We start from the raw sequence: 24,432 nt of genomic DNA, 5'->3' as shown, positions 1-24,432 counted from the left end.
GTAACCCTGAAACTCAACGTTTAGGGTTACTTTGTAGTGAATTTTTAAAAGTAAGATAGAATGAATTTGGCTAAGGTTTTTTTTCTGACATTCATCAAACCAATATCTTTGATGACATTAATATATTCTTTCTTCAGTTCTTTAGGTATGCGTTTGAAACAAGACTTAGCGTCGTTAAGTGATGAGCTAACACAGTGAGAAATAAAGCTATTTAAGCAATCGTTCAGTTCATCATCCGTTTGCGAACGTAATGCGATCATTTTTTTTGCCACGGTTAAATAACCGATAGCATTTCGTTCACTTTTCTTTGATGTCATGACTGAATTCGGGCGTATACGCCTTTTGTACAGGATGTCGTTTATACAAATGATATTGGATTTTTGTGATAACAGGATTTTAGTAGTAAATAAATTATCTTCATGCACTATGCCAGGATAAAATGGATTGTCCCTCACAAGTTGAGTCCTGGAAACGAACATGCACGGACTTACCGTATAGTTATTTAATTTCCATGACAGCTTGAAAAATTTATGGCTGTCCATCACTTCTTCGCATAAGCGGGAGTTTCTAATGTACTTAGGAGTAAAACCTGCAGTAAGCTCGTCATCTTCTTTATCGTAAAAACTTTCGCCATTGAAGAAAACAATGTCACTTTTAGTTGCGCTGAGAGCCGTGACGCATTTTGATATCAATGTATTATCAATAGCATCATCACTATCGAGGAAAATGACAAACTCACCTGTGGCTAGAGTTAATCCATTGTTCCTGGCGATGGACTGGCCTTGGTTTTTTTGCGTTAAAACTTTTAGTTTAGGATTAGTATGGGCAAGTTCAGATAATAACTCTTCAGTGGTGTCTGTAGAACCATCGTTGACAACGATGACTTCAATGTTTTCGTAATCCTGCCCAAGCGCAGAGTTCACGCACTCAACAATGTACTTATCTGTGTTGTAACTTGCTATAACAATGCTAACTTTAAGGTTCATATTGTTCAAACTCAAGCAGGGTTATTTTTGATGAGATTACCACGGGTATAGGGAAATTTAAACATAAAAATAAACGTATTGACTGAATGCTAAAGGTGATAGTCGTGTTAATGACTCATTTGTTATAGTTAAATGAAGCTAAAATGTCTGCTTCATTTTATATCCCTTTGACGAAGGTCCAAGAGCGAAATCTTGGACCTGCTGAGCTAAATTATGCCTTCTTTAATACAGAATTTTTGAGGTAAATAATTCTGTCGCGTAAGAAAATCATGGATGCGATGAGATATACAACAGCTCCGAGCAATGACACACATAGCAATGAGAATATGCCATTAATTACGATGTTTAAGTGAGAAATATGTAATAACCAGTAGAGTGCTGCGAACATAATTCCTGAGCAAATTCCTGGTCCAATAAGCCTGACAATAACCTCGAAGAGGTTGCCTCCTAGCAGTCGCATTGTGATAAACATTGCAGGAATGAAGTTTATGACATTGGCAACGAAATAAAGCATGGTGAGTGTAATAATGTCGTATTGTACACCAATGATAAATGCGTTTAGCAATAGGAATGCGCCAAAAGCTCCCAGCAAAAGCAATATGCCAGCACGTCCTTTTGACATTAAAACTGCACCTGTAGAGCTGGTCACTGCCTGAACAATACCCGTTGGCGCTAACCAAAGCATAATTGTTGCACTCAACTCCCATTCAGGGCCAAAAACAACATTGAAGAAAGGTTCTCGCAGCGTTGCTAATCCTACCATAAGAGGGAAAACAATAAATGTAATTACATCAATTGATTTAATGAATAATTTCTTGACCTCTGCTTCATTATCTTGTTGGCGGCTCATAATAGGGAATAATGAGCGAGATGCTATGAATGTCAGGTTTTGTAGCGGGAATAACATGATTCTGTAGGCCAGAGAGTAAGAGCCGAGAACGTTAGCGCTCATATAGCGGCCGATAAGCATGCTGTCGGCGTTTCTGGAGAAGTAATTGACAAAGTTGAATAATGTAAGATTACTACTAAAGGAAAAAATCAACTTCAACTCATCTTTGTTGAAAATTTTCTTTATGCTTGGGCGCCAATCACTTTTTATCCAAAGCAGGGTCGTTGATATAATTGCTGTCAGTAAATTTGATATGACAAGGCTATAAACGCCGGCACCCATATATGCCAGTATAATCGCGGCAATAAGAGATATAATACCTGCTGACAACTCAATCAAAGAGACAGTCATGAATTTTGAATTTCTTTCCAATAACGCCAGGTGGGTGGAGCCGCTGCTGGCAATAGGAAATGAAATAGACAGGAGAAGCAAGACGTCGACTAATCGTGGCTCCTTGAATAAATGTGCGATTAGCGGTGACAAAATTACCATTGCAATGGCGATGATTGTTCCCATTGTAATGTTGAGACCGAAAATAGCATTAATTGTGCTGTTCTTTAACTCTCGATGTTGAATTATGGCCGCAGAAGTGCCCAAATCCCTGATCAAAAGGGAAAAGTTGATTACGACATAAGCCATGGCCATTAAACCGAACTCCCCCGGAGGAATCAGCCTTGCCAAAACGAGCATGCTCATTAGCTGGGTGAAAACCTTACCCATTTGTGACAGAGTTACCCATTTTGCATTACTTAATGCGTTCATAAAAAACCTTAAAACTAATTTAGACCCTGAAAATAATGTTCACATTTAAACAATAAGGACATCGTCAATAAGTAACTTGCTGAATTCCCATTAATTTAAAAACGTTATTAAAAAATAGAAGTCTCGTCAATATAATACTGTATTCTCTTATTTTTCAAAATCATATGCCTTAAAAAATAACCTATGGGGTATTTAGACATAGCAAGTCACATTTTTCAAGGATTCTGTAGGCGAAGAGAGCATTATCAGAATAGGTTGAGATTGACAGAAGGACCAACTTCAAAGCTGAGCCGTGAAGTTTGCTGGCGAGATGGTTAAAATGCATTCATAACTGTGAGGTCGTCAGCAAGTACACGGAAGGATGGTACGGCAATAATACCTTGGCACTCAGGCGGTGTGCTCTGATAAGAAAGCCCTTGGCAGAACCACAAGGGTTACGAAAAATTGCAGGCCTATCGTTGTCGTCTCAGGGACGGCTACGATAGGCCTGGATAATTTAGAACGAGGTGCGCTTGTAGCTGCGGTACTGCGGCCGCCAGAAGTTGTGCTCGATGGCTTTCGACAGCGCGTCTTCGGAGGTGACGATCGCCACGCCCTGCAGCTGCGCGGCTTTGCCCACTTCCATGGCGATGCACTTCGACACGCCCTGAATATCGTCGATATTCGGCAGCAGCGCGCCGTGGCCGTCGGTAGCCAGCGGCGAACAGTCCGCCAGCGCGCGGCTGGCGGCCATCAGCATGGAATCAGTGACGCGGATGGCGCCGGAGGCCAGCACGCCGAGGCCGATGCCCGGGAAGATGTAGGAGTTGTTGCACTGGGCGATCGGGAACAGCTGGTCTTTATAGCTCACCGGGGCGAAAGGACTGCCGGTTGCCACCAGGGCGGCGCCGTCGGTCCAGTTGATGATGTCTTCCGGACGGGCTTCCACGCGTGAGGTCGGGTTGGACAGCGGCATCACGATAGGGCGTTCGCAGTGCTTATGCATCTCGCGGATCAGCTCTTCGGTAAACAGCCCCGGCTGACCGGACACGCCGATCAGAATGGTCGGCTTGGCGTTGCGCACGACGTCCAGCAGCGAAATGGCGTCGCTGGCGGTTTCCCAGCCGGCGAGATTTTCGCTCTTCTGCACCAGCTTGCTCTGGAAATCGAGCAGGTTCGGCAGCTTGTCGGTCAGCAGGCCGAAACGGTCGACCATGAACACGCGGGCGCGCGCTTCGTCTTCGCTCAACCCTTCGGACTTCATCTGCGCGATGATCTGCTCGGCGATGCCGCAGCCGGCGGAACCGGCGCCGAGGAAGGTGACGGTTTGATCGCGCAGCTGGCTGCCGGCGGCGCGGCTGGCGGCGATCAGGCTGCCGAGGGTGACCGCAGCGGTGCCCTGAATGTCATCGTTGAAGCAGCAGATCTCGTCGCGGTAGCGGTTCAGCAACGGGGTGGCGTTGTTCTGCGCGAAGTCTTCGAACTGCAGCAGCACGTTCGGCCAGCGGCGTTTGACCGCCTGAATAAACTCTTCGACAAAGGCGTGGTACTCCTCGCCGGAGATGCGCGGATGGCGCCAGCCCATGTACAGCGGATCGTTGAGGCGCTGCGGGTTGTTGGTGCCGACGTCCAGCACCACCGGCAGGGTGTAGGCCGGGCTGATGCCGCCGCAGGCGGTGTACAGCGACAGCTTGCCGATCGGAATCCCCATGCCGCCGATGCCCTGATCGCCCAGGCCGAGGATGCGTTCGCCGTCGGTGACCACGATCACCTTGACGTTCTGCTTGGTGGCGTTTTGCAGCATGTCATCGATGCGATCGCGGTTCGGGTAGGAGATGAACAGCCCGCGCGCGCGGCGGTAGATATCGGAGAAGTGTTCGCAGGCCTCGCCGACGGTCGGGGTGTAGATGATCGGCATCATCTCGCTCAGGTGCGAGTCCAGCAGGCGGTAGAACAGGGTTTCGTTGGTGTCCTGGATGTTGCGCAGATAGATGTGCTTATCGTTATCGTTCTTGAAATCCTGATACTGGCGGTAGGCGCGTTCCACCTGTTCTTCGATGGTTTCCACCGCTTCCGGCAGCAGGCCGTGCAGGTTGAAGTGGCTACGTTCTTCCTCGGTGAAAGCGCTGCCTTTGTTCAGCAGCGGAAATTCCAGCAGAATTGGGCCGGCGTAAGGGATGTAGAGCGGGCGTTTGCTTTCGTATTCTAGTTCCATCAGTTTTACTCTTCACGTATCAGATAACTTTATTGCCGACGATCCTAAAAGATAAAGAGCAGATGTACAGCATTTGTTGCCAGATGATGAACCAGGTTGGCGTAATTATCGACAATCAAATGATTTTTTAACTAAATAAAGTGTCTGCGGCGGCGTCGGGGCATTGTATTTGGCGGGCGGGGCTGTTAGCGGCGGAACCGGATGGCTCCGCCGTGGTGCGCTTAGAACGCGGTGCGGCTGACGTTCTGGCAGCCCAGCGCCGCCAGGGTGGCGCGGGTGGCGTCCCATTGGCTGATGATCGCGTCCTGCGGTTCGGCCAGCACGGCGCGGCGGATGTTCTGGCAGTCGCCGCCGGAGAGGTTCAGCAGGATCAGCGCGGCCTGCAGCGGCGGCAGGCTCGGGTTGAAGGCGGCGTTTTCCGCATAGCGGCCGGCGTAGATGTTGCCGTCTGCCGTTTCCAGCGCCACGCCGCTATGGGCGCGGCTGTATGGCGCGTGGCTTCGGTTGGCCGCCGCCAGCGCCGCTTGCGCCAGCGCATCGTTCAACGCCAGCTGATGGCCGTGATCGACCTCGTCCATCAGCAGTGAGGCGACATCCAGATCTTTCGGGCCGAAGGCGTCCGGCAGATAGTCCGCCAGCGTGGCCGGCGCGCGACCCGGCAGGCGGATTTGCAGCTCGCCGCCGCTGTTCAGCTCATTCATAAACTGGCGGCAGTGGCCGCACGGCGTGTAGTTGACGGTGACCGAGGCCAGCGCTTTTTCGCCGCGCAGCCAGGCGTGCGTCACCGCACTCTGTTCCGCATGCACGGATTGCTGCAGTGGCGCGCCGCTGAACTCCATATTGGCGCCGAAATAGAGATTGCCGCTCTGCCCGCGCGCGATGGCGCCGACGTGGAAATGCGATATCGGGGTTAACGAGCAGGCCGCCGCCAGCGGCAGCAGAGCGAATGCCAGCGCGTCATCGTCCAGTCCGCAGCCTGAGCGGATCGCCGCCGCTTGCTCGGCCGTGAACATCGCCGGAAAGTCGGACGCGTCCAGATAGGGCTGCAGGGCGGATTGCAGTGTCGCGGGCAGTGCGCTGAAAGCGGTGTGAAAACGCGGATGCATAGAAGGTCTCTCTACAGGTTAACGGGATAACATTCTAGGCAGCGCGGCAATATTAAAGTGTGACAAATATCTCTTAATTGATGAAATAAATGCAATGAAATACATAAATGCGAGATGTATCGCAAGTTTAATCCTGTTTAACCGAACAGGTGCAGCAGCACCGGGAACAGAAATGGCGCCAGTAGTGAGGTGATGATGCCGCAGATCACCAGCGCCAGCGAGCCGAAGGCGCCTTCCTGGTAGTCCATCTCCGCGCAGCGCGCGGTGCCCAGCGCGTGAGATGCGGTGCCCATCGCCAGGCCGCGCGCCGAGTGGGTGGTGATTTTCAACAGGTTGAACAGCGTATGGCCGAACACGGCGCCGAGGATGCCGACGAAAATGACGCAGACCGCGCTGATCGCCGGAATACCGCCGAGCGAGTCCGCGACGGCCATGGCGATTGGCGTAGTGACCGATTTCGGCAGAATAGAAGCGGCGATTTCCGGCGTAGCGCCCAGCCACAGGGCGATGGCGCCGCCGCTGATCATGGCGGTCAGGCTGCCGATGAAGCACACCGCGATAATCGACTTCCAGCGCGCGCGAATTTGGTGCAGCTGCTCATACAGCGGGAAGGCCAGCGCGACGACCGCCGGCTGCAGCAGATCGTTGAGGATCCTGCTGCCCTGAAAATAGCGCTCATAGGGGATGCCGGTGAGCAGCAGCAGCGGGATGATCACCGCCATGGACACCAGCAGCGGGTTGAGCAGCGGCATGTTCAGTTTGCGCGCCAGCCAGCGCGCGGCGAAGTAGACCGCCAGCGTCAGCGGCAGCGACCACCAGATTTCATGGATCATGGGTTGCCCTCCGTATCGTCGGGCTTACCGACGATGCGGCGCTCGCGGTGGAAATAATGTGAGGTATAGCCGACCACCACCAGCACCATCAGCGTGCTGATGAGGCAAGAGATAACCAGCGGGCCCAGGTGCGCCACGATCTGGTCGTAGTATTTCATGACCCCGACGCCGATCGGCACGAACAGCAGCACCATATAGCGGATCAGTAAATGGCAGCCGGGTTTAACCCACTTGGCCGGCAGGATCTGGGTGGAAAGCAGGGCGAACAGCAGCAGCATGCCGAGGATGCTGCCGGGAATGGCGAACGGCAGCAGCGCCGCCAGCGCGTTGCCGACGAACAGACAAAGGTAGATGAGGAGCAGGGCCCTGAGGTATTTCCAGCACAGTGTGAGCACGTTGGCCATTGTCTTTTCCCGTTTAACTGATGCATTCATCATACAATTAAACTGTGAGCCATGCCACAGATCGCACCATGAATTCTCGCTATGGCCGCCATGCACGATCGTTGGGTTGACAGCCTGGATTAAGTGTAGCGCGCCGGATTAAGGTGCATCTTCAGCCGCCGTCGCCTGTTCCGCCAGCCGATGGCCGAGGAAGAAAAACAGCAGGCTGAGCAGCGCGGCGACGATCAGCATCACGAACATCAACGGCGGCGCGGCGTAGCTGAGCAGCACCCCGCACAGCACTGGGTTGATGGCGCCGCCCAGCGCGCTGAGGTTCTGTACCCCATAGTAGCTGCCTTTCAGGTGCGGCGGCGCGATAAAGTCGATGAACATGTATTCCACCGGGATAACGATGATTTCGCCGAGGGTAAACACCGCCATCGCCGCCAGCCACAGCCAGACCGCCTCGCCGGCGACCATAAAGCCGAGCAGCCCGACGATGAAAAACAGCGTGCCCAGCGCCAGCCAGCGCAGCATGTTTTCCTGGCGCATGCCGCGACTGAGCAGGTATTGCAGGGCGATGACGATGCTGGCGTTGACGATCATCACCAGCCCGATGATTTTGTAGGCGAACTCGGCGCTGGAAACGGTGATCAGGTACTGCGACAGATAGCCGGTGAACTGTCCGAACACCACGGCGCCTAGGGTGCTGCCGAGGGTGAAGTAGATCAGCCGGCGATCGCTGCGCAAGATGGTCAGCGTCTGGCGGAAGTTGGGCAGTGAGGCTGATGCGGCGATAGGGGCTGCGTGCTGTTCCCGCCCGCGCAAGCGCAGGCTCAGCGCCGCCACCGTCGCCAGCGCCAACCCGCCCGACAGGTAAAACGGTAGCAGCGGGTTGAGGCCGGCCACCAGTACGCCGAGCGCCGAGCCGATCGCCCAGCCGACGTTGACCAGCGTGTAGTTGATTGAGAAAGCCTTGATGCGCTGCTCGACCGGCAACCAGTCGGCGAAGCAGGCCTTGATGGTGATGCTCAGCACCGAATAACAGGTGTGCAGGATCGCCAGCACCACGATCACGCCGCCGGGGCGCGGGATCCAGGGAATAGCGAAGAAGCTGAGCGCAAACAATAAAATCGACAGCAGGATCAGGCGATTTTTGCTGAATTTGTCCACCAGATAGCCGCCGTACAGGCTGGCGATGATGCCGAGGGTGAGGCTGACGCCCAGGATCACGCCCACGCTCTTCGGCAACAGGTGGAAATGCTCGGTAAGGTAGATGGTGATGAACGGCAGCGTGACGCCGCGACCGATGGTCAACACCAGCGAACTGGCCAGCAGCACGTTAATCTGCGAGGGGAATCCCTTCATTCGAAACCTGTTTATGCATACAGTTATTAGGCGATGCAAATAACATAGCGCATTTTGGCGGGGACGGAAGGGGGAGGCCGATAATTAGTTGAAAAACAGAGGCTGCGTCGGCAGCCCCGTGAAAAACAGCATTATTTACCGTGTTCTGCCTGTAGCGTGGCGAACCACGGCTGAACGAAATCGCTGCTGCTGCCCCAGCCGGGGATGATCTTCGCCAGGCCGGCGACGTTGACCGGCCCCGGCTGCGCCAGTAACAGCGCCTGCGGAATGACCGTCGCTTTGAACTGATAGTTGTCCGGCGTGCTTTCTCCGGCGATTTTGTTGGCCACCAGGCGCAGGTTGATCGCGCCGATCAGTTTCGGATCCACCGCGACGCTGACCTGCCACGGGCTGTCGGCCTCACGCATTAGCTGCAGATCCTGGTTGGAGATATCGATACTGTACAGTTTGATTTCGGTGCGTCCGTTCTCTTTCAGCGCCTTGTAAGCCCCTTGGGTAAAGGCATCCCAGGTGCCCCAGATGGCGTCTATCTTGCCTTTCGGGTATTTCGCCAGCACCGCGCCCACCTTGTTGGCGGTATCGCCTTGTACGTCGGATGAGACCGCGCCGATCGATTCCAGCTCATGAATGCCCGGATGCTGTTTCAGCAACTGCTGATAGGCGGCCTGGCGGCGCTCCATCGGCGGGAAGCCGGCCACCCAGAGTTTGATGATGTTGGCCTGGCCGTTGAAATCTTTCACCAGCTGGCCGAAGGAGGCGTTGGCCAGCGAAGCGTCGTCCTGCTGCGAGACGGTGACGCCAGGAACGCTGCCGCTGACGTCGGTATCGAAAGCCGCGACGGCGATGCCGGCCGCCGCGAGGCGTTTGACCAGATCGGTGGAATAGGGGGCTCGCCCCTGCGAGAGAATGACGCCGTCATATTTCTGGCTGATGGCCTGGTTGACGAAGTCCTGGAAGCGCGCGTCGTCGCCGTTGCTGAGGAAGGTATCCACCTTGAAGCCCAGTTTGCGCCCTTCCTGAATGGCGCCCGCCAGAAATTGCGTGGTGTTGTCGTCGGAACCGAGATTACGGATCACCGCGATGCGCACCGGCCCCTGATGCTGAGCGATGGCAACCGGCACGGCGGCCTGTTCCGCCGCCTGCAGCGGCAGAGCGGACAACAGGCTGAGGGCGAGCAGCGAAGTCTTGAGATTTTTCATTATTATAGGCTCCAAAAAAGCAGGGAAACGGTCCCGGTGAAGGTCTGTTATAGCAGTCTTTCTGTCTGGACGTCTATTTGTTGTTTCGGAGCATCATAGCCGGATGCGGCGGGCGTGGGAATCAGGGCGGTTATGACTTTTTCTTAATGCTTATAACCCTGAGTTTGGGGCAATAAAAAAGGGCCGAGCAAGCTCGACCCTTGAAACCGCGCGTTAGTGCGATTACTTGACCTGCATGCCAGGCTGCGCGCCGCTGTCCGGGCTCAGCAGGAAGATCTCTTTCCCGCCAGGGCCCGCCGCCATCACCATGCCTTCTGACACGCCGAAGCGCATTTTGCGCGGCGCCAGGTTGGCGACCATGATGGTCAGACGGCCTTCCAGCGCCTTCGGATCCGGGTAAGCGGAGCGAATGCCGGAGAAGATCTGGCGCGATTCGCCGCCCAGATCCAGCTGCAGCTTCAGCAGCTTGTCGGAGCCCTCGACGAAGTCGGCGCTCTTGATCAGCGCGATGCGCATGTCGACCTTGGCGAAGTCGTCGAAGGTGATGGTTTCCTGGATCGGATCGTCGGCCAATGGACCGGTCACCGGTTTGGCGGCGGCCATGTCTTCCTTCGAGGCGTTGACCATCTCGCTGACCTTGTCCAGATCGATGCGGTTGAACAGCGCTTTGAATGCGTTTACCTGGTGACCCAGCAACGGCTGCGGGATCGCGTCCCAGCTCAGCTCGGCGTTGAGGAACGCTTCGGCGCGTTCGGTCAGCGAAGGCAGCACCGGCTTCAGGTAAGTCATCAACACGCGGAACAGGTTGATGCCCATCGAGCAGATGGCCTGCAGATCGGCGTCGCGGCCTTCTTCCTTCGCCACCACCCACGGTGCCTGCTCATCCACATAACGGTTGGCCAGATCGGCCAGCGCCATGATCTCGCGGATCGCGCGGCTGAACTCGCGGCCGGCGTAGGCTTCGGCGATGCTCTGCGCCGCGTCGACGAAGGTCTGGTACAGCGCCGGATCGGCCAGGCTGTCGGCCAGCTTGCCGCCGAAGCGCTTGTTGATAAAGCCGGCGTTGCGTGAAGCCAGATTCACCACCTTGTTGACGATATCGGCGTTCACGCGCTGCACGAAGTCTTCCAGATTGAGATCGATGTCATCAATGCGTGAAGAGAGCTTGGCGGCGTAGTAATAGCGCAGGCAGTCGGCGTCCAGATGCTGCAGGTAGGTGCCGGCCTTGATGAAGGTGCCGCGCGACTTGGACATCTTGGCGCCGTTCACCGTCACGTAGCCGTGCACGAACAGGTTGGTCGGTTTGCGGAAGTTGCTGCCTTCCAGCATCGCCGGCCAGAACAGGCTGTGGAAGTAGACGATGTCCTTGCCGATAAAGTGATACAGCTCGGTGGTGGACTCTTTGCGCCAGAATTCGTCGAAGTCCAGATCGCCGCGCTTGTCGCACAGGTTCTTGAAGGAACCCATGTAACCGATCGGCGCGTCCAGCCAGACGTAGAAGTATTTGCCCGGCGCATCCGGGATTTCAAAGCCGAAGTAAGGCGCATCGCGGGAGATGTCCCACTGCTGCAGGCCGGATTCGAACCACTCCTGCATTTTGTTCGCCACCTGCTCTTGCAGCGCGCCGGAGCGCGTCCACGCCTGCAGCATTTCGCTGAAGGCCGGCAGATCGAAGAAGAAGTGTTCGGAGTCGCGCATCACCGGCGTCGCGCCGGAAACCACGGACTTCGGATCGATCAGTTCCGTCGGACTGTAGGTGGCGCCGCACACTTCGCAGTTGTCGCCGTACTGATCCGGCGATTTGCATTTCGGGCAGGTGCCCTTCACGAAACGGTCCGGCAGGAACATGCCTTTCTCCGGATCGTATAGCTGAGAAATGGTGCGGTTCTTGATAAAACCGTTTTCTTTCAGGCGGCTGTAAATCAGGGTGGACAGCTCACGGTTTTCATCGCTATGGGTCGAATGGTAGTTGTCATAGCTGATGCCAAAGCCGGCGAAATCCTGTTGGTGCTCCTGGCTCATCTCCGCGATCATTTCTTCCGGTTTGACGCCCAGTTGCTGCGCTTTCAGCATGATCGGCGTGCCGTGCGCGTCGTCCGCGCAGATGAAATGCACTTCGTGGCCGCGCATTCGTTGGTAACGCACCCAGATATCCGCCTGGATGTGCTCGAGCATGTGGCCGAGATGGATGGAACCATTTGCGTACGGTAGCGCGCACGTCACCAATAATTTTTTCGCGACTTGAGCCATAGTGAGAACTTGCTTTCTGTAATGAATAAAAGGGCCTTCGATGTTAACCGATCGCGCCCTTCGCTGCTAGGGCGGTTTCTTACAGGTTATACGCGCCAGCTACCGGGCAGTTCTGATATGCTTAGCCGGAAGCGACTCATTCAAAATCAAGGAGCCGGGATGAACGCAAAATCCCCTGAGCAGACCAACCCCGAAGTTCTGCGCGCCCTGGTGACCGGTGTACTGGCCGCCTTTGAACACCCGACGTTGAAAAACAATCTGACTGCGCTGAAGGCTATTCATCACTGCGCATTATTGGACGATGTACTGCATATCGAACTGACGATGCCGTTTGCCTGGCAGAGCGGCTTTGAAGCGCTGCAGGCGAGCGTCGGCCCTGAGCTGCTGCGCGTGACCGGCGCCGCCGCCATCGACTGGAAGTTGAAACACGATATCACGACGCTGAAACGCGCCAACGGCCAGGCCGGGATCAAAGGCGTGCGCAACATCATCGCCGTCAGCTCCGGCAAAGGCGGGGTGGGGAAATCCAGCACCGCCGTCAACCTGGCGCTGGCGCTGGCCGCCGAAGGCGCCAAGGTCGGTATCCTTGACGCCGACATTTACGGCCCGTCAATCCCGAACATGCTGGGCACCGAACATGAGCGGCCGACCTCGCCGGACGGTCAGCACATGGCGCCAATCATGGCGCACGGCCTGGCGACCAACTCCATCGGTTACCTGGTGACCGACGACAACGCTATGGTGTGGCGCGGCCCGATGGCCAGCAAGGCGCTGATGCAGCTGCTGCAGGATACGTTGTGGCCGGATCTGGATTACCTGGTGCTGGACATGCCGCCGGGCACCGGCGACATCCAGCTGACGCTGTCGCAGAACATTCCGGTGACCGGCGCGCTGGTGGTCACCACGCCGCAGGATATCGCCTTGCTGGATGCCGCCAAGGGCATCGTGATGTTCGAAAAAGTACACGTGCCGGTGCTGGGCATTGTCGAGAACATGAGCGTGCATATCTGCAGCAACTGCGGCCACCATGAGCCGATCTTCGGCACCGGCGGCGCCGAGAAGCTGGTGCAGAAATACCACAGCCGTCTGTTGGGTCAGATGCCGCTGCATATCTCGCTGCGTGAAGACCTGGATCGCGGTACGCCGACGGTGATCAGCCGCCCGGACAGCGAATTCGCCGAGATGTATCGCCAGCTCGCCGGCCGCGTGGCCGCGCAGATGTACTGGCAGGGCGAGGCGATCCCGACGGAGATTGCGTTCCGCGCGCTGTAATTGGCCTGGAATAATGATGAAAGAACCCGGCTTAAGCGCCGGGTTTTTTTATGGGGTATGGGTAGGCTTGTGCAGATCCGCACGGGTATAAGGGCGTTCGATTTGCGCCAGCGTTTTGGCGATATGCTCCAGCAATCCCTGAGTGGGAGCCGGTTGCCGCTGCCCTACCAGCGCCAGCGGCAAGGCCAGTGCGATGACAAGGTGGGGCCAGGAGAGACGTGGGCGATCCTTGGTGCGTTGCAACCACAGGAACAGGGCGCTGGCCAGGTAGCCTAAAATCAGCCCGCTGATCACCTCGGATACCGAGTGCACGCGAATTTCCAGCCGCGACACGCCGATAGCGAAAGGCAATATCCATCCGGTCAATAGCGCAAGGCTGCGCACCGGATGGGAAAACCGGCCGCTCAACGCCCAGAGCAGCGGCGGCCAGATGCTGGCGGCGAGAGCCGAATGGCCGCTGAATCCGGTGAAATCATAATTTGCGTTACCAATACCCCAGCCCATAAAGGCCAGTTTGGACAGACAGACCACCCCGCCGGTGAAGCCGAAGATCAGCGCCCACTGCCAGCCTGCCGCACGGGTGGCGGAAGACGTAAGCAGCAACAAACACAGAATCAGCGCGCAGGGCAACAGCAACATGCTGTCGCCGAAAAAAGTCAGAAAATACCAATCCAGCACATCACTCTCCGATGAAAGACTACGGGGTCCAGAAGTCAGCGCTGGAGTTTAACCTGTTGCCGGGCATTGCCCTAGCCGTGAGATTCTTAAAATACCGCCGTGCCGATAAGACGCGATAGCCCGAATTCGCCGGTCGTCGCGCAATATACAGTGGCGCAAACCCCGACGACTCCCTATAATTGTCGCGTTTTAGTTCCCCCCTTCACATTACGAAATCAGGTCTTTAATTTTATGACTGACAATCCGCATCAGTGCGTCATTATTGGTATAGCTGGCGCATCTGCCTCCGGAAAAAGCCTTATTGCCAGCACGTTGTACCGCGAACTCCGCGAACAGGTCGGCGATGAGCACATCGGCGTTATTCCAGAAGACAGTTACTATAAAGACCAGACTCACCTGACCATGGAAGAACGGGTCAAAACCAACTATGACCACCCGAGCGCCATGGATCACAATCTGCTGTTCCAGCATCTGCAGATGCTGAAGGCCGGCAAAGCGATCGAACTGCCGCTGTACAGCTACACCGAACACACGCGCAAGAAAGAAACCGTTCATCTGGAACCTAAAAAAGTGATCATTCTGGAAGGGATCTTGCTGCTGACGGATATTCGTTTGCGCCAGGAGATGAACTTCTCGATCTTTGTCGACACGCCGCTCGATATCTGCCTGATGCGCCGTATGAAGCGCGACGTCAACGAGCGCGGCCGCTCGATGGATTCGGTGATGGCGCAATACCAGAAGACCGTGCGCCCGATGTTCCTGCAGTTTATCGAACCTTCCAAACAATACGCCGATATCATCGTCCCGCGCGGTGGCAAAAACCGCATCGCGATCGATATTCTGAAAGCCAAAATCAGCCAATTCTTTGAATAATACCGCTTAATGGCCGGAAATGTGCATTTCCGGCCGACGGCCAACTATTTGCAGCCCGGCGTAGACCTTTCGCCCGTTGTGTGGCAATTTTTGTTTAGTTACGCGTTTTGATGGAGAAGAAACACATGAGACTGTGCGACCGCGATATAGAAGCCTGGCTGGATAGCGAGAAACTGGTGATTTCCCCGCGTCCGCCGCTCGAACGCATCAACGGGGCCACAGTAGATGTCCGTTTGGGCAATCAGTTCCGCGTGTTCAGTGGCCATACCGCGCCTTTTATCGATCTCAGCGGGCCGAAAGATGAAGTCAGCGCTGCATTGGATCGCGTGATGAGCGACGAAATTGTCCTGCCGGAAGGCGAGGCGTTTTTCCTCCATCCCGGCGAGCTGGCCCTGGCGGTGACGTTCGAATCCGTGACGCTGCCGGACGATCTGGTGGGTTGGCTCGACGGCCGTTCTTCCCTGGCGCGTCTGGGATTGATGGTGCACGTCACCGCGCACCGCATCGACCCGGGCTGGCATGGGCGCATCGTGCTGGAGTTTTACAACTCCGGCAAGCTGCCGCTGGCGCTGCGGCCGGGGATGCTGATCGGCGCCTTGAGCTTTGAGCCGTTGTCCGGCCCGGCGGCCCGGCCGTACAACAGCCGCCAGGACGCAAAATATCGCGATCAGCAGGGCGCAGTAGCCAGTCGAATCGACAAGGACTAACGGCGCGGGATGCACCGTCGGTGTGGCGCTGACAAGAGGGTGGCATGAGAAGATTACTGACGACATTGGCGATTTTACTGGTGGTAGTGGTGGCGGGAATGTCCGCACTGGTGCTGCTGGTGAATCCGAATGATTTTCGCGGTTACATGGTCAAGAAGGTCGAGCAGAAAAGCGGTTATCAGCTGACGCTCGAAGGCGATCTGCGTTGGCATATCTGGCCGCAGCTCAGCATTTTGGCCGGGCGCATGACGCTGACTGCGCCGGGCGCCAAGGCGCCGGTGGTCAGTGCGGAAAACATGCGCCTCGATGTCAAACTGTTGCCTCTGTTGTCGCATCAGCTGTTTGTGAAACAGGTGATGCTGAAAAACGCCGTCATTCGCCTCACGCCCGACAGTGAAGAACATTCGCAGGTGGATGCGCCGATAGCTCCGGCCGGCAGCGGCACTGACGCGGCAGATGCGGCCTGGAAGTTTGATATCGATGACTTGCGGGTCGTGGACAGCCTGCTGATTTGGCAGCGCGCCGACAACGATCAAATCAATGTTCGGGACATCAATCTCACCCTGCAGCAAACGGCGAAACGGCAGGCGCAGCTTGAACTGTCCAGCCGGGTCAACCGCGATCAGCGTGACCTGACCTTCAGCATGGCGGCCGATGTCGACCTGCAGCAGTTCCCACACCAGATCGGCGCCAAAGTGACCCAGTTCAATTATCAACTGGCCGGGGCGGACATTCTTAACGGTGGCATTCAGGGCGAGGGCAATGCTCAGGTAGTCTATCAACAGACGCCGGCGCAGATTGTCGTCAGCCAACTGAACGTCAGCGCCAACAACAGCCAGTTGGCCGGCGATATCAGCGCCACGCTGGGGGCGGTGCCGGGCTATGTGGTGAATCTCAATTCGGCTAACCTCGATCTCGACGCGCTTTCCGGCTGGCAATCCAGCAGCAATACTGCCGAACAACCGGCCGTGACTGCCGCCCCGGTGATCGCGAGCCAGGTTGACGATCGGCAGCAGAATTTAGAGGCGCTGCGCGATTTCAATGCGCAGTTGAACCTGCAAGCGGCGCAGTTGACCTATCGCGGTATGAACGTCACCCAATTGACCGTTGCCGCAGACAACCAACGCGGTCTGCTGACGCTGCATAAGCTTGCCGGGCAATTGGCCGGCGGGGATTTCTCCTTGCCAGGATCGCTGGATGCGCGCGGCAATAAACCGGCCATCAGCGTGCAGCCGACGCTGAACCAGATTGAGCTGGGCACGGTGCTCAAAGCCTTCGACATGCCGCAGATGCTGGCCGGCAAGTTCAGCATGAAAGGGGATTTGACCGGCGATCGCCTCTCTTCACAGTCATTTGAGCACCGCTGGCGCGGTACGGCGCAGCTGGCGATGCAGGATGCGCAACTGCACGGTTTGAACATTCAGCAGCTGATCCAACAGGCCGTGGCGCGCAATGACAACAGCGTGCGCGGTCAAGACAGCTATCAGCGCTATACCGAGGTCAAAAGCGTTTCGGCGCAGGCTACCCTGAACCAGGGCACGGTCAAACTCAGCGGCCTGACGGCGGATTCGCCTTTGCTGGCGCTGACCGGCGCCGGCAGCATCGATATGCCGGGCAAACAGTGTGATATGGCGCTTAACGTGCGCGTCACCGGCGGTTGGCAAGGACGCGGCGAGCTGATCGAACAGCTGCAAAAAACGCCGATCCCGCTGCGGGTCTACGGGCCGTGGCAACAGCTGAATTATCAACTGCAGGTCGATCAGGTGCTGCGTAAAACGCTGCAGGATCGGGCCAAGGATGCGCTGAACAAGTGGGCTGAAAAGAACAAGGATTCGCGCGAAGGCCAGGATCTGAAAAAGCTGCTCGACAAACTCTGATCTCCCTGACGCGGGCCGTCTTGAGGCCCGCGTCAATATCGACATTTCCCGTGAATATTTCCCTCCGTTACCTTGATGAAGGTCATGAAGACCCGCGTTCAGTTTGTGCAAAGTAAGGGCCTGTTCTGCTATGACTATGCGCCTGAGCGCGAAAACATGACGAGTTGAGGAAACATGATAGAGCTTCTTATTGGCGCCTTAGTAGCGGCGGGCGTGGGCCGTTACATCATCAAAGGGTATTCCGCCACCGGCGTCTTGATGGTGGGAGGGCTGCTGCTGCTCGGCATCAGCGCCCTGATGGGGAAAACGCTGCTGCCGTCCGGCGCTGCGTCTACCGGCTGGCGCGCGACCGACATGATCGAGTACGTCAAGATCTTGCTGATGAGCCGCGGCGGCGATCTGGGCATGATGATCATGATGCTGTGCGGCTTTGCTGCCTACATGACCCATATCGGCGCCAACGACGTGGTCGTCAAGCTGGCCTCGCGCCCTTTGCAGATGATCAACTCGCCTTATCTGCTGATGGTGGCGGCGTACTTTGTCGCTTGCCTGATGTCGCTGGCGGTTTCTTCCGCCACCGGCCTTGGCGTATTGCTGATGGCGACGCTGTTCCCGTTGATGGTGAACGTCGGCATCAGCCGTGGCGCGGCGGCAGCCATTTGCGCTTCGCCGGCGGCGATTATTCTGGCGCCAACCTCCGGCGACGTGGTGTTGGCGGCCAAGGCGGCGGAGATGCCGCTGGTGGACTTCGCGTTCAAAACCACGCTGCCGATCTCGATCGCCGCCATCGTCTGCATGGCCGTGGCGCACTTTTTCTGGCAGCGTTATCTCGACAGAAAGGGTAATGAACAACATCACATCATGGACGTCAGCGAAATCAAAACCCATGCGCCGGGGTTTTACGCGGTATTGCCGTTTACGCCTATCCTCGGTGTGTTGATCTTTGACGGCAAATGGGGCCCGGAGCTGCACATCATCACCGTGTTGGTGGGGTGCATACTGCTGGCGGCAGCGATCGAATTTCTGCGCAGCTTCAGCGCCAAACAGGTATTCAGCGGCCTGGAAGTGGCCTACCGCGGCATGGCAGACGCTTTCGCCAGCGTGGTGATGCTGCTGGTGGCTGCGGGCGTCTTCGCGCAAGGGTTGAGCACCGTTGGCTTTATCAGCGGATTGATCGGGTTGGCGCAGTCGTTCGGCACCGGCGGTTTGATCATGATGCTGGTCTTGGTGGTAATCACCATGCTGGCGGCGATGACCACCGGCTCCGGCAATGCGCCGTTTTACGCGTTTGTCGAACTGATCCCGAAACTGGCGGCGCAGATGGGCGTGAATCCGGCCTATCTGGTGATCCCGATGCTGCAGGCGTCTAACCTCGGCCGCACGCTGTCGCCGGTCTCCGGCGTGGTGGTGGCGGTTTCCGGTATGGCGAAAATCTCGCCGTTTGACGTGGTAAAACGCACGTCGGTGCCGGTGATTGTCGGATTGGTGGTGGTGATCGTGGCGACGGAGCTGCTGGTTCCCCAGTAAAGAAAGGCCGGGCAATGCCCGGCCTCAATGTTAAACCTCGTAGTCCTCCGGTGGGGAAGGCGGGGTGATCTTCACTTTCAGGATACGGTGGCTGTTGACCTCCAAAGGTTCGAACTGGTAGTCACCGATCTTGATTTGCTCGCCCTCTTGCGGCACGCGTTGGCTGTGCTCCATCAGCAGCCCCGCCAGCGTGTGGTATTCGCGCTTTTCTTCCAGCGGCATCGGCAGATACAACACCAGATCCTCCAGGGGCATATAGCCGTTGGCAATCCAGCTGCCGTCTTCGTTTTGCTGAATGTCGTGGCGTGCGTCCACCTCTTCGCCGGCCTCCGGCAGGTTTCCGGCAATGGTTTCCATCACGTCCGTCAGGGTGACGATACCTTCGACCGAGCCAAACTCATCGACCACAAAAGCGAAGTGCGTCTGCGCCTGACGGAATTGTTCCAGGGCGCTTAACAGCGTGAGCTGTTCCGGGAAGATCAGCGGTTGGCGTATCAGCGCACGCAGATCCAGCGGTGCCTGCGCCAACTGCTGTTTGAGGACGTCGATGGTGTGGATCACGCCCAGCGGTTCGTCGCTGGCGCTGCTTTCCACCACCACGATGCGCGTGTGCTGATTACGTTCCAGCAATTGCGTCAGCTTTTCCTGTGGATCGTTCAGCTCAAGATATTCGACGTCATGACGCGAGGTCATGATGCTGCTGACCGTGCGCTGCGCCATGCCCAGCACGCGTTCGATCATGCGCCGCTCCTGCTGGTTAAAGATCTCGCCGTTTTCACTATCGCTGTCCGCCAGCAGGTTGGCCGAATGGCTGTCGACTTCTGCTTCTTCATGTTTACCGCTCAGCATGCGCAACACCGCCTCGGCGGTACGTTCGCGCAGCGGCCGCACCTTTGACAGGAAGCGGCGGCGGTTGAACTGCGCCAGTTGGTTCAAGGCTTCGATCATCACCGAGAAGCCGATCGCCGCGTAGAGGTAGCCTTTCGGAATGTGATAGCCGAAGCCCTCCGCCACCAGGCTGAAGCCGATCATCAGCAGGAAGCTCAGGCACAGGATGACGATAGTCGGGTGAGCGTTGACGAAGCGCGTCAACGGTTTGCTGGCCAGCAGCATCAGGCCGATGGCGATACAGACCGCGATCATCATCACCGCCAGGTGGTCGACCATGCCGACCGCGGTGATCACCGAGTCGAGTGAGAAGACGGCGTCCAGCACCACGATCTGCGCCACTACCGGCCAGAAACGCGCGCCTTTGCGTGTGCCGTGCTGCTCTTCATCCTTGCCTTCCAGCCGCTCGTTCAGCTCCATGGTGGCTTTGAACAGCAGGAATATCCCGCCGACCAGCATGATCAGATCGCGGCCGCTGAAGGGGTGCTCCGCAACGATGAACATCGGTTTGGTCAGCGTCGCCAGCCACGAGATGGAGGCGAGCAGCGCCAGACGCATCACCAACGCCAGCAGCAGGCCGACGACTCGAGCCTTATCTCTTTGTTGTTTTGGTAGTTTATCCGCCAGAATGGCGATGAAGACAAGGTTGTCTATACCCAGAACGATTTCCAGCACGACCAAGGTGGCCAGGCCGGCCCAAATTGTTGGATCAGCGATCCATTCCATACGCCCAATTTCACCTGTAAGTTCTACGGCTTATGCCGCAGGGGAATGATGGGCGCTGAGACGGCAAAATTCAACTTTAATCAGAGGAAGTGAATGAAAACAGGTTATTTCGGCAGAAAAAGCATCCAATAATTTAAAGCACATTCAGGTGTATCTGGCATCACGGGGAAACGTTGTATGAGAATGCTAACTGGGCTGTTCATAAAAAACACACGCTTTAAACATCAATAATATCAACGTATTGAAATAGGTTTCTTATGCTATTATTTGCATGGCTCCAGCGCGTTAGTAGTCTTATTCTGAAAACACCTAGCCACGGGTATCTAAGGCTTGTATCAGCAAGTCAATAGTATAAGAATCTTAGCCATATAAGCGAAGATAACTCGCGTTTTTTGGTTATAAGGGCATAGATTCTCGTTGTTCTTCAAGCTGCGAAATACCAACGTGTGATGCGCGCTCTTTGCCATGTACAGAAGCGTGCTTAGCGTTCATTGGATTGCGTACAGGAATTTTCATAACAGCGTTTTGGCAGCTATAAGCCAAGGGCGGTAGCGTGTCTGATCGAATGGTTTGCGCTGCCATACTTTGCCTAAAATTCGTTGTTTATACTATATAAATCAGTTAATTGCTTGTGGAAGTGGAAATGCAGAAAAGACTGAAGGCTGTGATCCCAGTGGCGGGTTTAGGAACTCGTATGTTGCCGGCCACCAAGGCGATCCCTAAAGAAATGTTGCCGGTGGTCGATAAGCCACTTATCCAATACATTGTCGGTGAGTGTGTCGCCGCCGGCATTAAGGATATCGTGCTGGTCACCCACTCTTCGAAGAATGCGATTGAAAATCATTTTGACACTTCTTTCGAGTTGGAAGCCGTGCTGGAAGCGCGTGTAAAACGCCAGCTGCTGGCTGAAGTGCAAAACATTTGCCCGCCGGATGTGACCGTGATGCAGGTGCGTCAGGGGCAAGCGAAAGGGCTCGGGCATGCGGTATTGTGCGCGAAACCCATGGTAGGGGATTCCCCTTTTGTCGTCTTGCTGCCAGATGTATTATTGGATGATGCAACCGCGGATCTTCGTACAGAAAACCTGGCTAAAATGATCCAGCGCTTTGAGGCTACAGGGTGCAGCCAAATCATGGTTGAACCGGTACCAGAGCAGGATGTGTCAAAATATGGTGTAGTGGATTGTGCGGGAGTAGCACTGGTTGCAGGCGAAAGTGCGCCGATGTCGGCAGTGGTGGAAAAACCCGCACGCGAGGAAGCGCCATCTAACCTGGCGGTTGTGGGGCGCTACGTGCTTTCCGCAGCTATTTGGCCGTTGCTCGAGAAGACGCCTCCAGGCGCGGGCGATGAGATCCAGTTGACCGACGCTATCGCCATGCTGATGGATGAGCAAATAGTGGAAGCCTTCCATATGAGCGGCAAATCACACGACTGCGGCGATAAACTGGGTTATATGAAGGCCTTTGTGCAATACGGTCTACGCCATGCCACAGAAGGTGAAGATTTCTCGCGATGGTTGAAGCAGGCCTTGAATAACAACTAACATGTGGCTGAGTACGTTCACAAGATTGAAGAGGACGAGCATGACGAAGTTGAAAGCTGTCATTCCTGTCGCTGGCCTGGGCATGCATATGCTACCGGCGACCAAAGCGATTCCTAAAGAGATGTTGCCGATCGTCGATAAGCCTTTGATTCAATACATTGTTAATGAGTGCGTAGCGGCAGGTATCAAAGAGATCATTCTGGTTACGCATTCATCTAAAAATGCAATAGAAAACCATTTCGATACGTCCTTTGAATTGGAAGCGATGCTCGAAGCTCGCGTTAAGCGCCAGTTGTTGGATGAAGTCCAATCGATAACGCCGAAAGGCGTAACGTTGATGCATATTAGGCAAGGGCAACCTAAAGGGCTGGGTCATGCGGTACTGTGCGCCAAACCATTGATCGGAGACTCTCCTTTCGTGGTGCTGTTGCCGGATGTGTTGCTTGACGATGCTAAAGCCGATCTGAAAAAAGATAACCTGGCTCACCTCATTTCCCGCTTCGAAGAGACGGGTTTGAGTCAGGTATTGATCCAACCCGTGGATGAGCATGTTTTGCGCGACTATTCCGTTGTGGAGTGCCAGAACAATGCGTTGCGACAAGGTGAATTTTCACCCATCACCGCGATTATCGAAAAACCGGACAGCGGTGTTCAACTGAAATCCAACTATTCAGCCGTTGGGCGCTACGTGCTTTCAGCCGCTATCTGGCCCATTTTGGAAAAAACCGAGCCGGGTGCCTGGGGGCGCATTCAGTTGACGGACGCGATTGCCGAATTGCTGAAACATCAGACGGTAGAGGCCACTGAGTTGGTTGGCGAGTCGTTTAACTGCGGCGAGAAGATGGGCTACTTACGAGCATTCGTGACGTATGGCTTGCGTCATCCAACGCAGGGTAAGGCCTTCCGTGAGTGGGCTGAGCAGCTCTCTCTGTAGCGTTTATCAATTATCTTTATGATGGCTGGTCTGGAGCGATATCCGACCGGCCTCTGCTATGTTTAGGCAAAAACGACGGCGCTTATGCTGCTCTTTTTATTTAAGAACTATGCAATAATGCTCCTAGGCTCTAAGTCTAACAAATCTGAATTCAACACTTGCTCAATGAAAGTGCGTTTTAGGATGTCTTCGTGTGAGCATTGATAACTCATTTCGCTGAGTGCCGCGGTAGGCACCATGGTTGGCCTGGGACTTGGCATTACATGCATTTTTTACTTTGAAAGTGATGATAACTCGATGGCAAAAAAACAATGGAAACTGATACCGCTTCTGGTATCTATCAGTGTGGTCAGCGGCTGTACTATCGTGCCGGGCTCTCATCTTTCAACCAGTGGCAAAGACGTCGTAAAACAGCAAGATAGCGATTTTGATCTCGATAAACTGGTTAATGTTTACCCAATGACCCCAGGTTTGGTTGAAAAAATGCGACCTAAATCTGTTGTAGCACAAACTAACGCTTCACTAGAACGTGAATTGCAGAACTACGAATATCGCATCGGTATCGGTGATGTTTTAATGGTCACTGTTTGGGATCACCCGGAATTGACGACGCCGGCGGGGCAATACCGCAGTGCTAGCGACACAGGGAACTGGGTAAATTCCGACGGTACGATTTTCTACCCTTATATCGGGAAGGTTAAAGTCGTCGGTAAAACTATGAGCCAGGTTCGTAATGAAATCGCTAATCGGTTGGCTCAATATATTGAAAGCCCGCAGGTAGATGTCAGTATTGCCGCGTTCCGCTCGCAAAAAACTTACGTCACTGGTGAAGTTGCCAAGTCAGGTCAACAACCGATAACAAACGTTCCATTAACAGTAATGGATGCGATCAACGCCGCAGGAGGGTTATCGGAGAATGCGGATTGGCGTAACGTAGTGCTAACACATAATGGTAGGGAACAGCGTATTTCTCTACAGGCATTGATGCAACGTGGTGATTTGACGCAAAACCGTTTGCTCTATCCTGGCGATATTCTCTATGTACCTCGCAATGACGACCTTAAGGTATTCGTCATGGGAGAGGTCAAAAAGCAGGCGACTCTGAAGATGGACCGTAGCGGAATGACCTTGACCGAGGCGCTCGGTAACGCTGAAGGAATGGATCAAAGTTTCGCTGATGCTACAGGGATATTCGTCATTCGTCCTCTTCGAGGAACTGAAGGTCAAAAGCTAGCTAATATTTATCAGCTTAATGCTTCAGATGCAGCAGCTATGGTTATGGGAACCGAGTTCCAATTGCAACCCTACGATATTGTATATGTCACTACTGCACCAGTAGTTCGTTGGAACCGCGTTATTAGTCAATTAGTACCAACAATCACTGGATTCAACGATCTAAGCGAAGGATCGTTACGCATTCGCAACTGGCCTTAGTCG

At 55.1% G+C, this 24,432-nt stretch carries 19 protein-coding genes; 8 read left to right on the top strand and 11 right to left on the bottom strand.

What is annotated here, in order from left to right:
• Positions 1-44: 44 nt before the first annotated feature.
• From AC6BYQ_RS05200 to metG, 9 genes are all read right to left on the bottom strand, one after another.
• Complete coding sequence (locus tag AC6BYQ_RS05200; RefSeq protein ID WP_498056427.1) at positions 45-986, bottom strand: glycosyltransferase family 2 protein; 942 nt, start codon at positions 984-986, stop codon at positions 45-47.
• A gap of 211 nt (positions 987-1,197) precedes the next feature.
• On the bottom strand, positions 1,198-2,637 hold the full coding sequence (locus AC6BYQ_RS05195; protein ID WP_498056426.1) for an MOP flippase family protein: 1,440 nt from the start codon (positions 2,635-2,637) through the stop codon (positions 1,198-1,200).
• Positions 2,638-3,133: 496 nt separating this feature from the next.
• Entirely contained in the window at positions 3,134-4,831 is a 1,698-nt protein-coding gene (locus tag AC6BYQ_RS05190) for an NAD-dependent malic enzyme (protein WP_498056425.1), read from the bottom strand.
• Positions 4,832-5,052: 221 nt separating this feature from the next.
• Complete coding sequence (gene cdd, locus AC6BYQ_RS05185) at positions 5,053-5,937, bottom strand: cytidine deaminase (protein ID WP_019454416.1); 885 nt, start codon at positions 5,935-5,937, stop codon at positions 5,053-5,055.
• 137 nt (positions 5,938-6,074) lie between these two features.
• Complete coding sequence (locus AC6BYQ_RS05180) at positions 6,075-6,770, bottom strand: CidB/LrgB family autolysis modulator (RefSeq protein ID WP_063919061.1); 696 nt, start codon at positions 6,768-6,770, stop codon at positions 6,075-6,077.
• Entirely contained in the window at positions 6,767-7,174 is a 408-nt protein-coding gene (locus tag AC6BYQ_RS05175; RefSeq protein ID WP_019454414.1) for a CidA/LrgA family protein, read from the bottom strand. The genes AC6BYQ_RS05180 and AC6BYQ_RS05175 overlap by 4 nt, the downstream gene beginning before the upstream one ends.
• A 138-nt stretch (positions 7,175-7,312) precedes the next feature.
• Entirely contained in the window at positions 7,313-8,521 is a 1,209-nt protein-coding gene (locus AC6BYQ_RS05170; RefSeq protein WP_019454413.1) for an MFS transporter, read from the bottom strand.
• Between the two features lie 131 nt (positions 8,522-8,652).
• Positions 8,653-9,720, bottom strand: a complete 1,068-nt coding sequence (locus AC6BYQ_RS05165; protein WP_498056424.1) for a sugar ABC transporter substrate-binding protein — start codon at positions 9,718-9,720, stop codon at positions 8,653-8,655.
• Positions 9,721-9,942: 222 nt separating this feature from the next.
• Positions 9,943-11,970: a methionine--tRNA ligase gene (gene metG, locus AC6BYQ_RS05160; RefSeq protein WP_025159975.1), complete on the bottom strand. Its 2,028-nt coding sequence runs from the start codon at positions 11,968-11,970 to the stop codon at positions 9,943-9,945.
• 159 nt (positions 11,971-12,129) lie between these two features.
• Between metG and apbC the strand changes: the two genes are divergently transcribed.
• Positions 12,130-13,242, top strand: a complete 1,113-nt coding sequence (gene apbC / locus AC6BYQ_RS05155) for an iron-sulfur cluster carrier protein ApbC (RefSeq protein ID WP_019454410.1) — start codon at positions 12,130-12,132, stop codon at positions 13,240-13,242.
• Between the two features lie 48 nt (positions 13,243-13,290).
• Here the strand turns inward: apbC and AC6BYQ_RS05150 are convergent, their stop codons facing one another.
• Complete coding sequence (locus tag AC6BYQ_RS05150) at positions 13,291-13,920, bottom strand: phosphatase PAP2 family protein (protein WP_498056423.1); 630 nt, start codon at positions 13,918-13,920, stop codon at positions 13,291-13,293.
• 231 nt (positions 13,921-14,151) lie between these two features.
• Between AC6BYQ_RS05150 and udk the strand changes: the two genes are divergently transcribed.
• From udk to dcuC, 4 genes are all read left to right on the top strand, one after another.
• Positions 14,152-14,793: a uridine kinase gene (gene udk / locus AC6BYQ_RS05145; protein WP_004938922.1), complete on the top strand. Its 642-nt coding sequence runs from the start codon at positions 14,152-14,154 to the stop codon at positions 14,791-14,793.
• 125 nt (positions 14,794-14,918) lie between these two features.
• On the top strand, positions 14,919-15,500 hold the full coding sequence (gene dcd / locus AC6BYQ_RS05140) for a dCTP deaminase (RefSeq protein WP_019454407.1): 582 nt from the start codon (positions 14,919-14,921) through the stop codon (positions 15,498-15,500).
• Positions 15,501-15,544: 44 nt separating this feature from the next.
• Positions 15,545-17,377 (top strand): outer membrane assembly protein AsmA, encoded by a 1,833-nt coding sequence (gene asmA / locus AC6BYQ_RS05135; protein ID WP_498056422.1) that lies wholly within the window; start codon positions 15,545-15,547, stop codon positions 17,375-17,377.
• A gap of 174 nt (positions 17,378-17,551) precedes the next feature.
• On the top strand, positions 17,552-18,904 hold the full coding sequence (gene dcuC / locus AC6BYQ_RS05130) for an anaerobic C4-dicarboxylate transporter DcuC (protein WP_498056421.1): 1,353 nt from the start codon (positions 17,552-17,554) through the stop codon (positions 18,902-18,904).
• A gap of 30 nt (positions 18,905-18,934) precedes the next feature.
• Here dcuC and AC6BYQ_RS05125 read toward each other — a convergent pair whose 3' ends face one another.
• Positions 18,935-20,518 (bottom strand): TerC family protein, encoded by a 1,584-nt coding sequence (locus AC6BYQ_RS05125; RefSeq protein WP_498056420.1) that lies wholly within the window; start codon positions 20,516-20,518, stop codon positions 18,935-18,937.
• Between the two features lie 643 nt (positions 20,519-21,161).
• Between AC6BYQ_RS05125 and galU the strand changes: the two genes are divergently transcribed.
• The 3 genes from galU (at position 21,162) to AC6BYQ_RS05110 (ending at position 24,429) form a co-directional block, all read left to right on the top strand.
• On the top strand, positions 21,162-22,061 hold the full coding sequence (gene galU, locus AC6BYQ_RS05120; RefSeq protein ID WP_498056419.1) for a UTP--glucose-1-phosphate uridylyltransferase GalU: 900 nt from the start codon (positions 21,162-21,164) through the stop codon (positions 22,059-22,061).
• 40 nt (positions 22,062-22,101) lie between these two features.
• Complete coding sequence (locus AC6BYQ_RS05115) at positions 22,102-22,995, top strand: sugar phosphate nucleotidyltransferase (RefSeq protein ID WP_498056418.1); 894 nt, start codon at positions 22,102-22,104, stop codon at positions 22,993-22,995.
• A gap of 297 nt (positions 22,996-23,292) precedes the next feature.
• Entirely contained in the window at positions 23,293-24,429 is a 1,137-nt protein-coding gene (locus AC6BYQ_RS05110; RefSeq protein ID WP_498056417.1) for a polysaccharide export protein, read from the top strand.
• Positions 24,430-24,432 lie beyond the last annotated feature (3 nt).

The sequence above is a fragment of the Serratia sp. LTN-2 genome (assembly GCF_059740205.1).
This window is presented reverse-complemented; position numbering and strand designations above follow the sequence as displayed.

What these genes read in the sequence shown, in the direction of transcription:
- AC6BYQ_RS05200 (WP_498056427.1), bottom strand. Translation starts at nt 986, where the DNA reads ATGAACCTTAAAGTTAGCATTGTTATAGCAAGTTACAACACAGATAAG.
- AC6BYQ_RS05195 (WP_498056426.1), bottom strand. Translation starts at nt 2,637, where the DNA reads ATGAACGCATTAAGTAATGCAAAATGGGTAACTCTGTCACAAATGGGT.
- AC6BYQ_RS05190 (WP_498056425.1), bottom strand. Translation starts at nt 4,831, where the DNA reads ATGGAACTAGAATACGAAAGCAAACGCCCGCTCTACATCCCTTACGCC.
- cdd (WP_019454416.1), bottom strand. Translation starts at nt 5,937, where the DNA reads ATGCATCCGCGTTTTCACACCGCTTTCAGCGCACTGCCCGCGACACTG.
- AC6BYQ_RS05180 (WP_063919061.1), bottom strand. Translation starts at nt 6,770, where the DNA reads ATGATCCATGAAATCTGGTGGTCGCTGCCGCTGACGCTGGCGGTCTAC.
- AC6BYQ_RS05175 (WP_019454414.1), bottom strand. Translation starts at nt 7,174, where the DNA reads ATGGCCAACGTGCTCACACTGTGCTGGAAATACCTCAGGGCCCTGCTC.
- AC6BYQ_RS05170 (WP_019454413.1), bottom strand. Translation starts at nt 8,521, where the DNA reads ATGAAGGGATTCCCCTCGCAGATTAACGTGCTGCTGGCCAGTTCGCTG.
- AC6BYQ_RS05165 (WP_498056424.1), bottom strand. Translation starts at nt 9,720, where the DNA reads ATGAAAAATCTCAAGACTTCGCTGCTCGCCCTCAGCCTGTTGTCCGCT.
- metG (WP_025159975.1), bottom strand. Translation starts at nt 11,970, where the DNA reads ATGGCTCAAGTCGCGAAAAAATTATTGGTGACGTGCGCGCTACCGTAC.
- apbC (WP_019454410.1), top strand. Translation starts at nt 12,130, where the DNA reads ATGAACGCAAAATCCCCTGAGCAGACCAACCCCGAAGTTCTGCGCGCC.
- udk (WP_004938922.1), top strand. Translation starts at nt 14,152, where the DNA reads ATGACTGACAATCCGCATCAGTGCGTCATTATTGGTATAGCTGGCGCA.
- dcd (WP_019454407.1), top strand. Translation starts at nt 14,919, where the DNA reads ATGAGACTGTGCGACCGCGATATAGAAGCCTGGCTGGATAGCGAGAAA.
- asmA (WP_498056422.1), top strand. Translation starts at nt 15,545, where the DNA reads ATGAGAAGATTACTGACGACATTGGCGATTTTACTGGTGGTAGTGGTG.
- dcuC (WP_498056421.1), top strand. Translation starts at nt 17,552, where the DNA reads ATGATAGAGCTTCTTATTGGCGCCTTAGTAGCGGCGGGCGTGGGCCGT.
- AC6BYQ_RS05125 (WP_498056420.1), bottom strand. Translation starts at nt 20,518, where the DNA reads ATGGAATGGATCGCTGATCCAACAATTTGGGCCGGCCTGGCCACCTTG.
- galU (WP_498056419.1), top strand. Translation starts at nt 21,162, where the DNA reads ATGCAGAAAAGACTGAAGGCTGTGATCCCAGTGGCGGGTTTAGGAACT.
- AC6BYQ_RS05115 (WP_498056418.1), top strand. Translation starts at nt 22,102, where the DNA reads ATGACGAAGTTGAAAGCTGTCATTCCTGTCGCTGGCCTGGGCATGCAT.
- AC6BYQ_RS05110 (WP_498056417.1), top strand. Translation starts at nt 23,293, where the DNA reads ATGGCAAAAAAACAATGGAAACTGATACCGCTTCTGGTATCTATCAGT.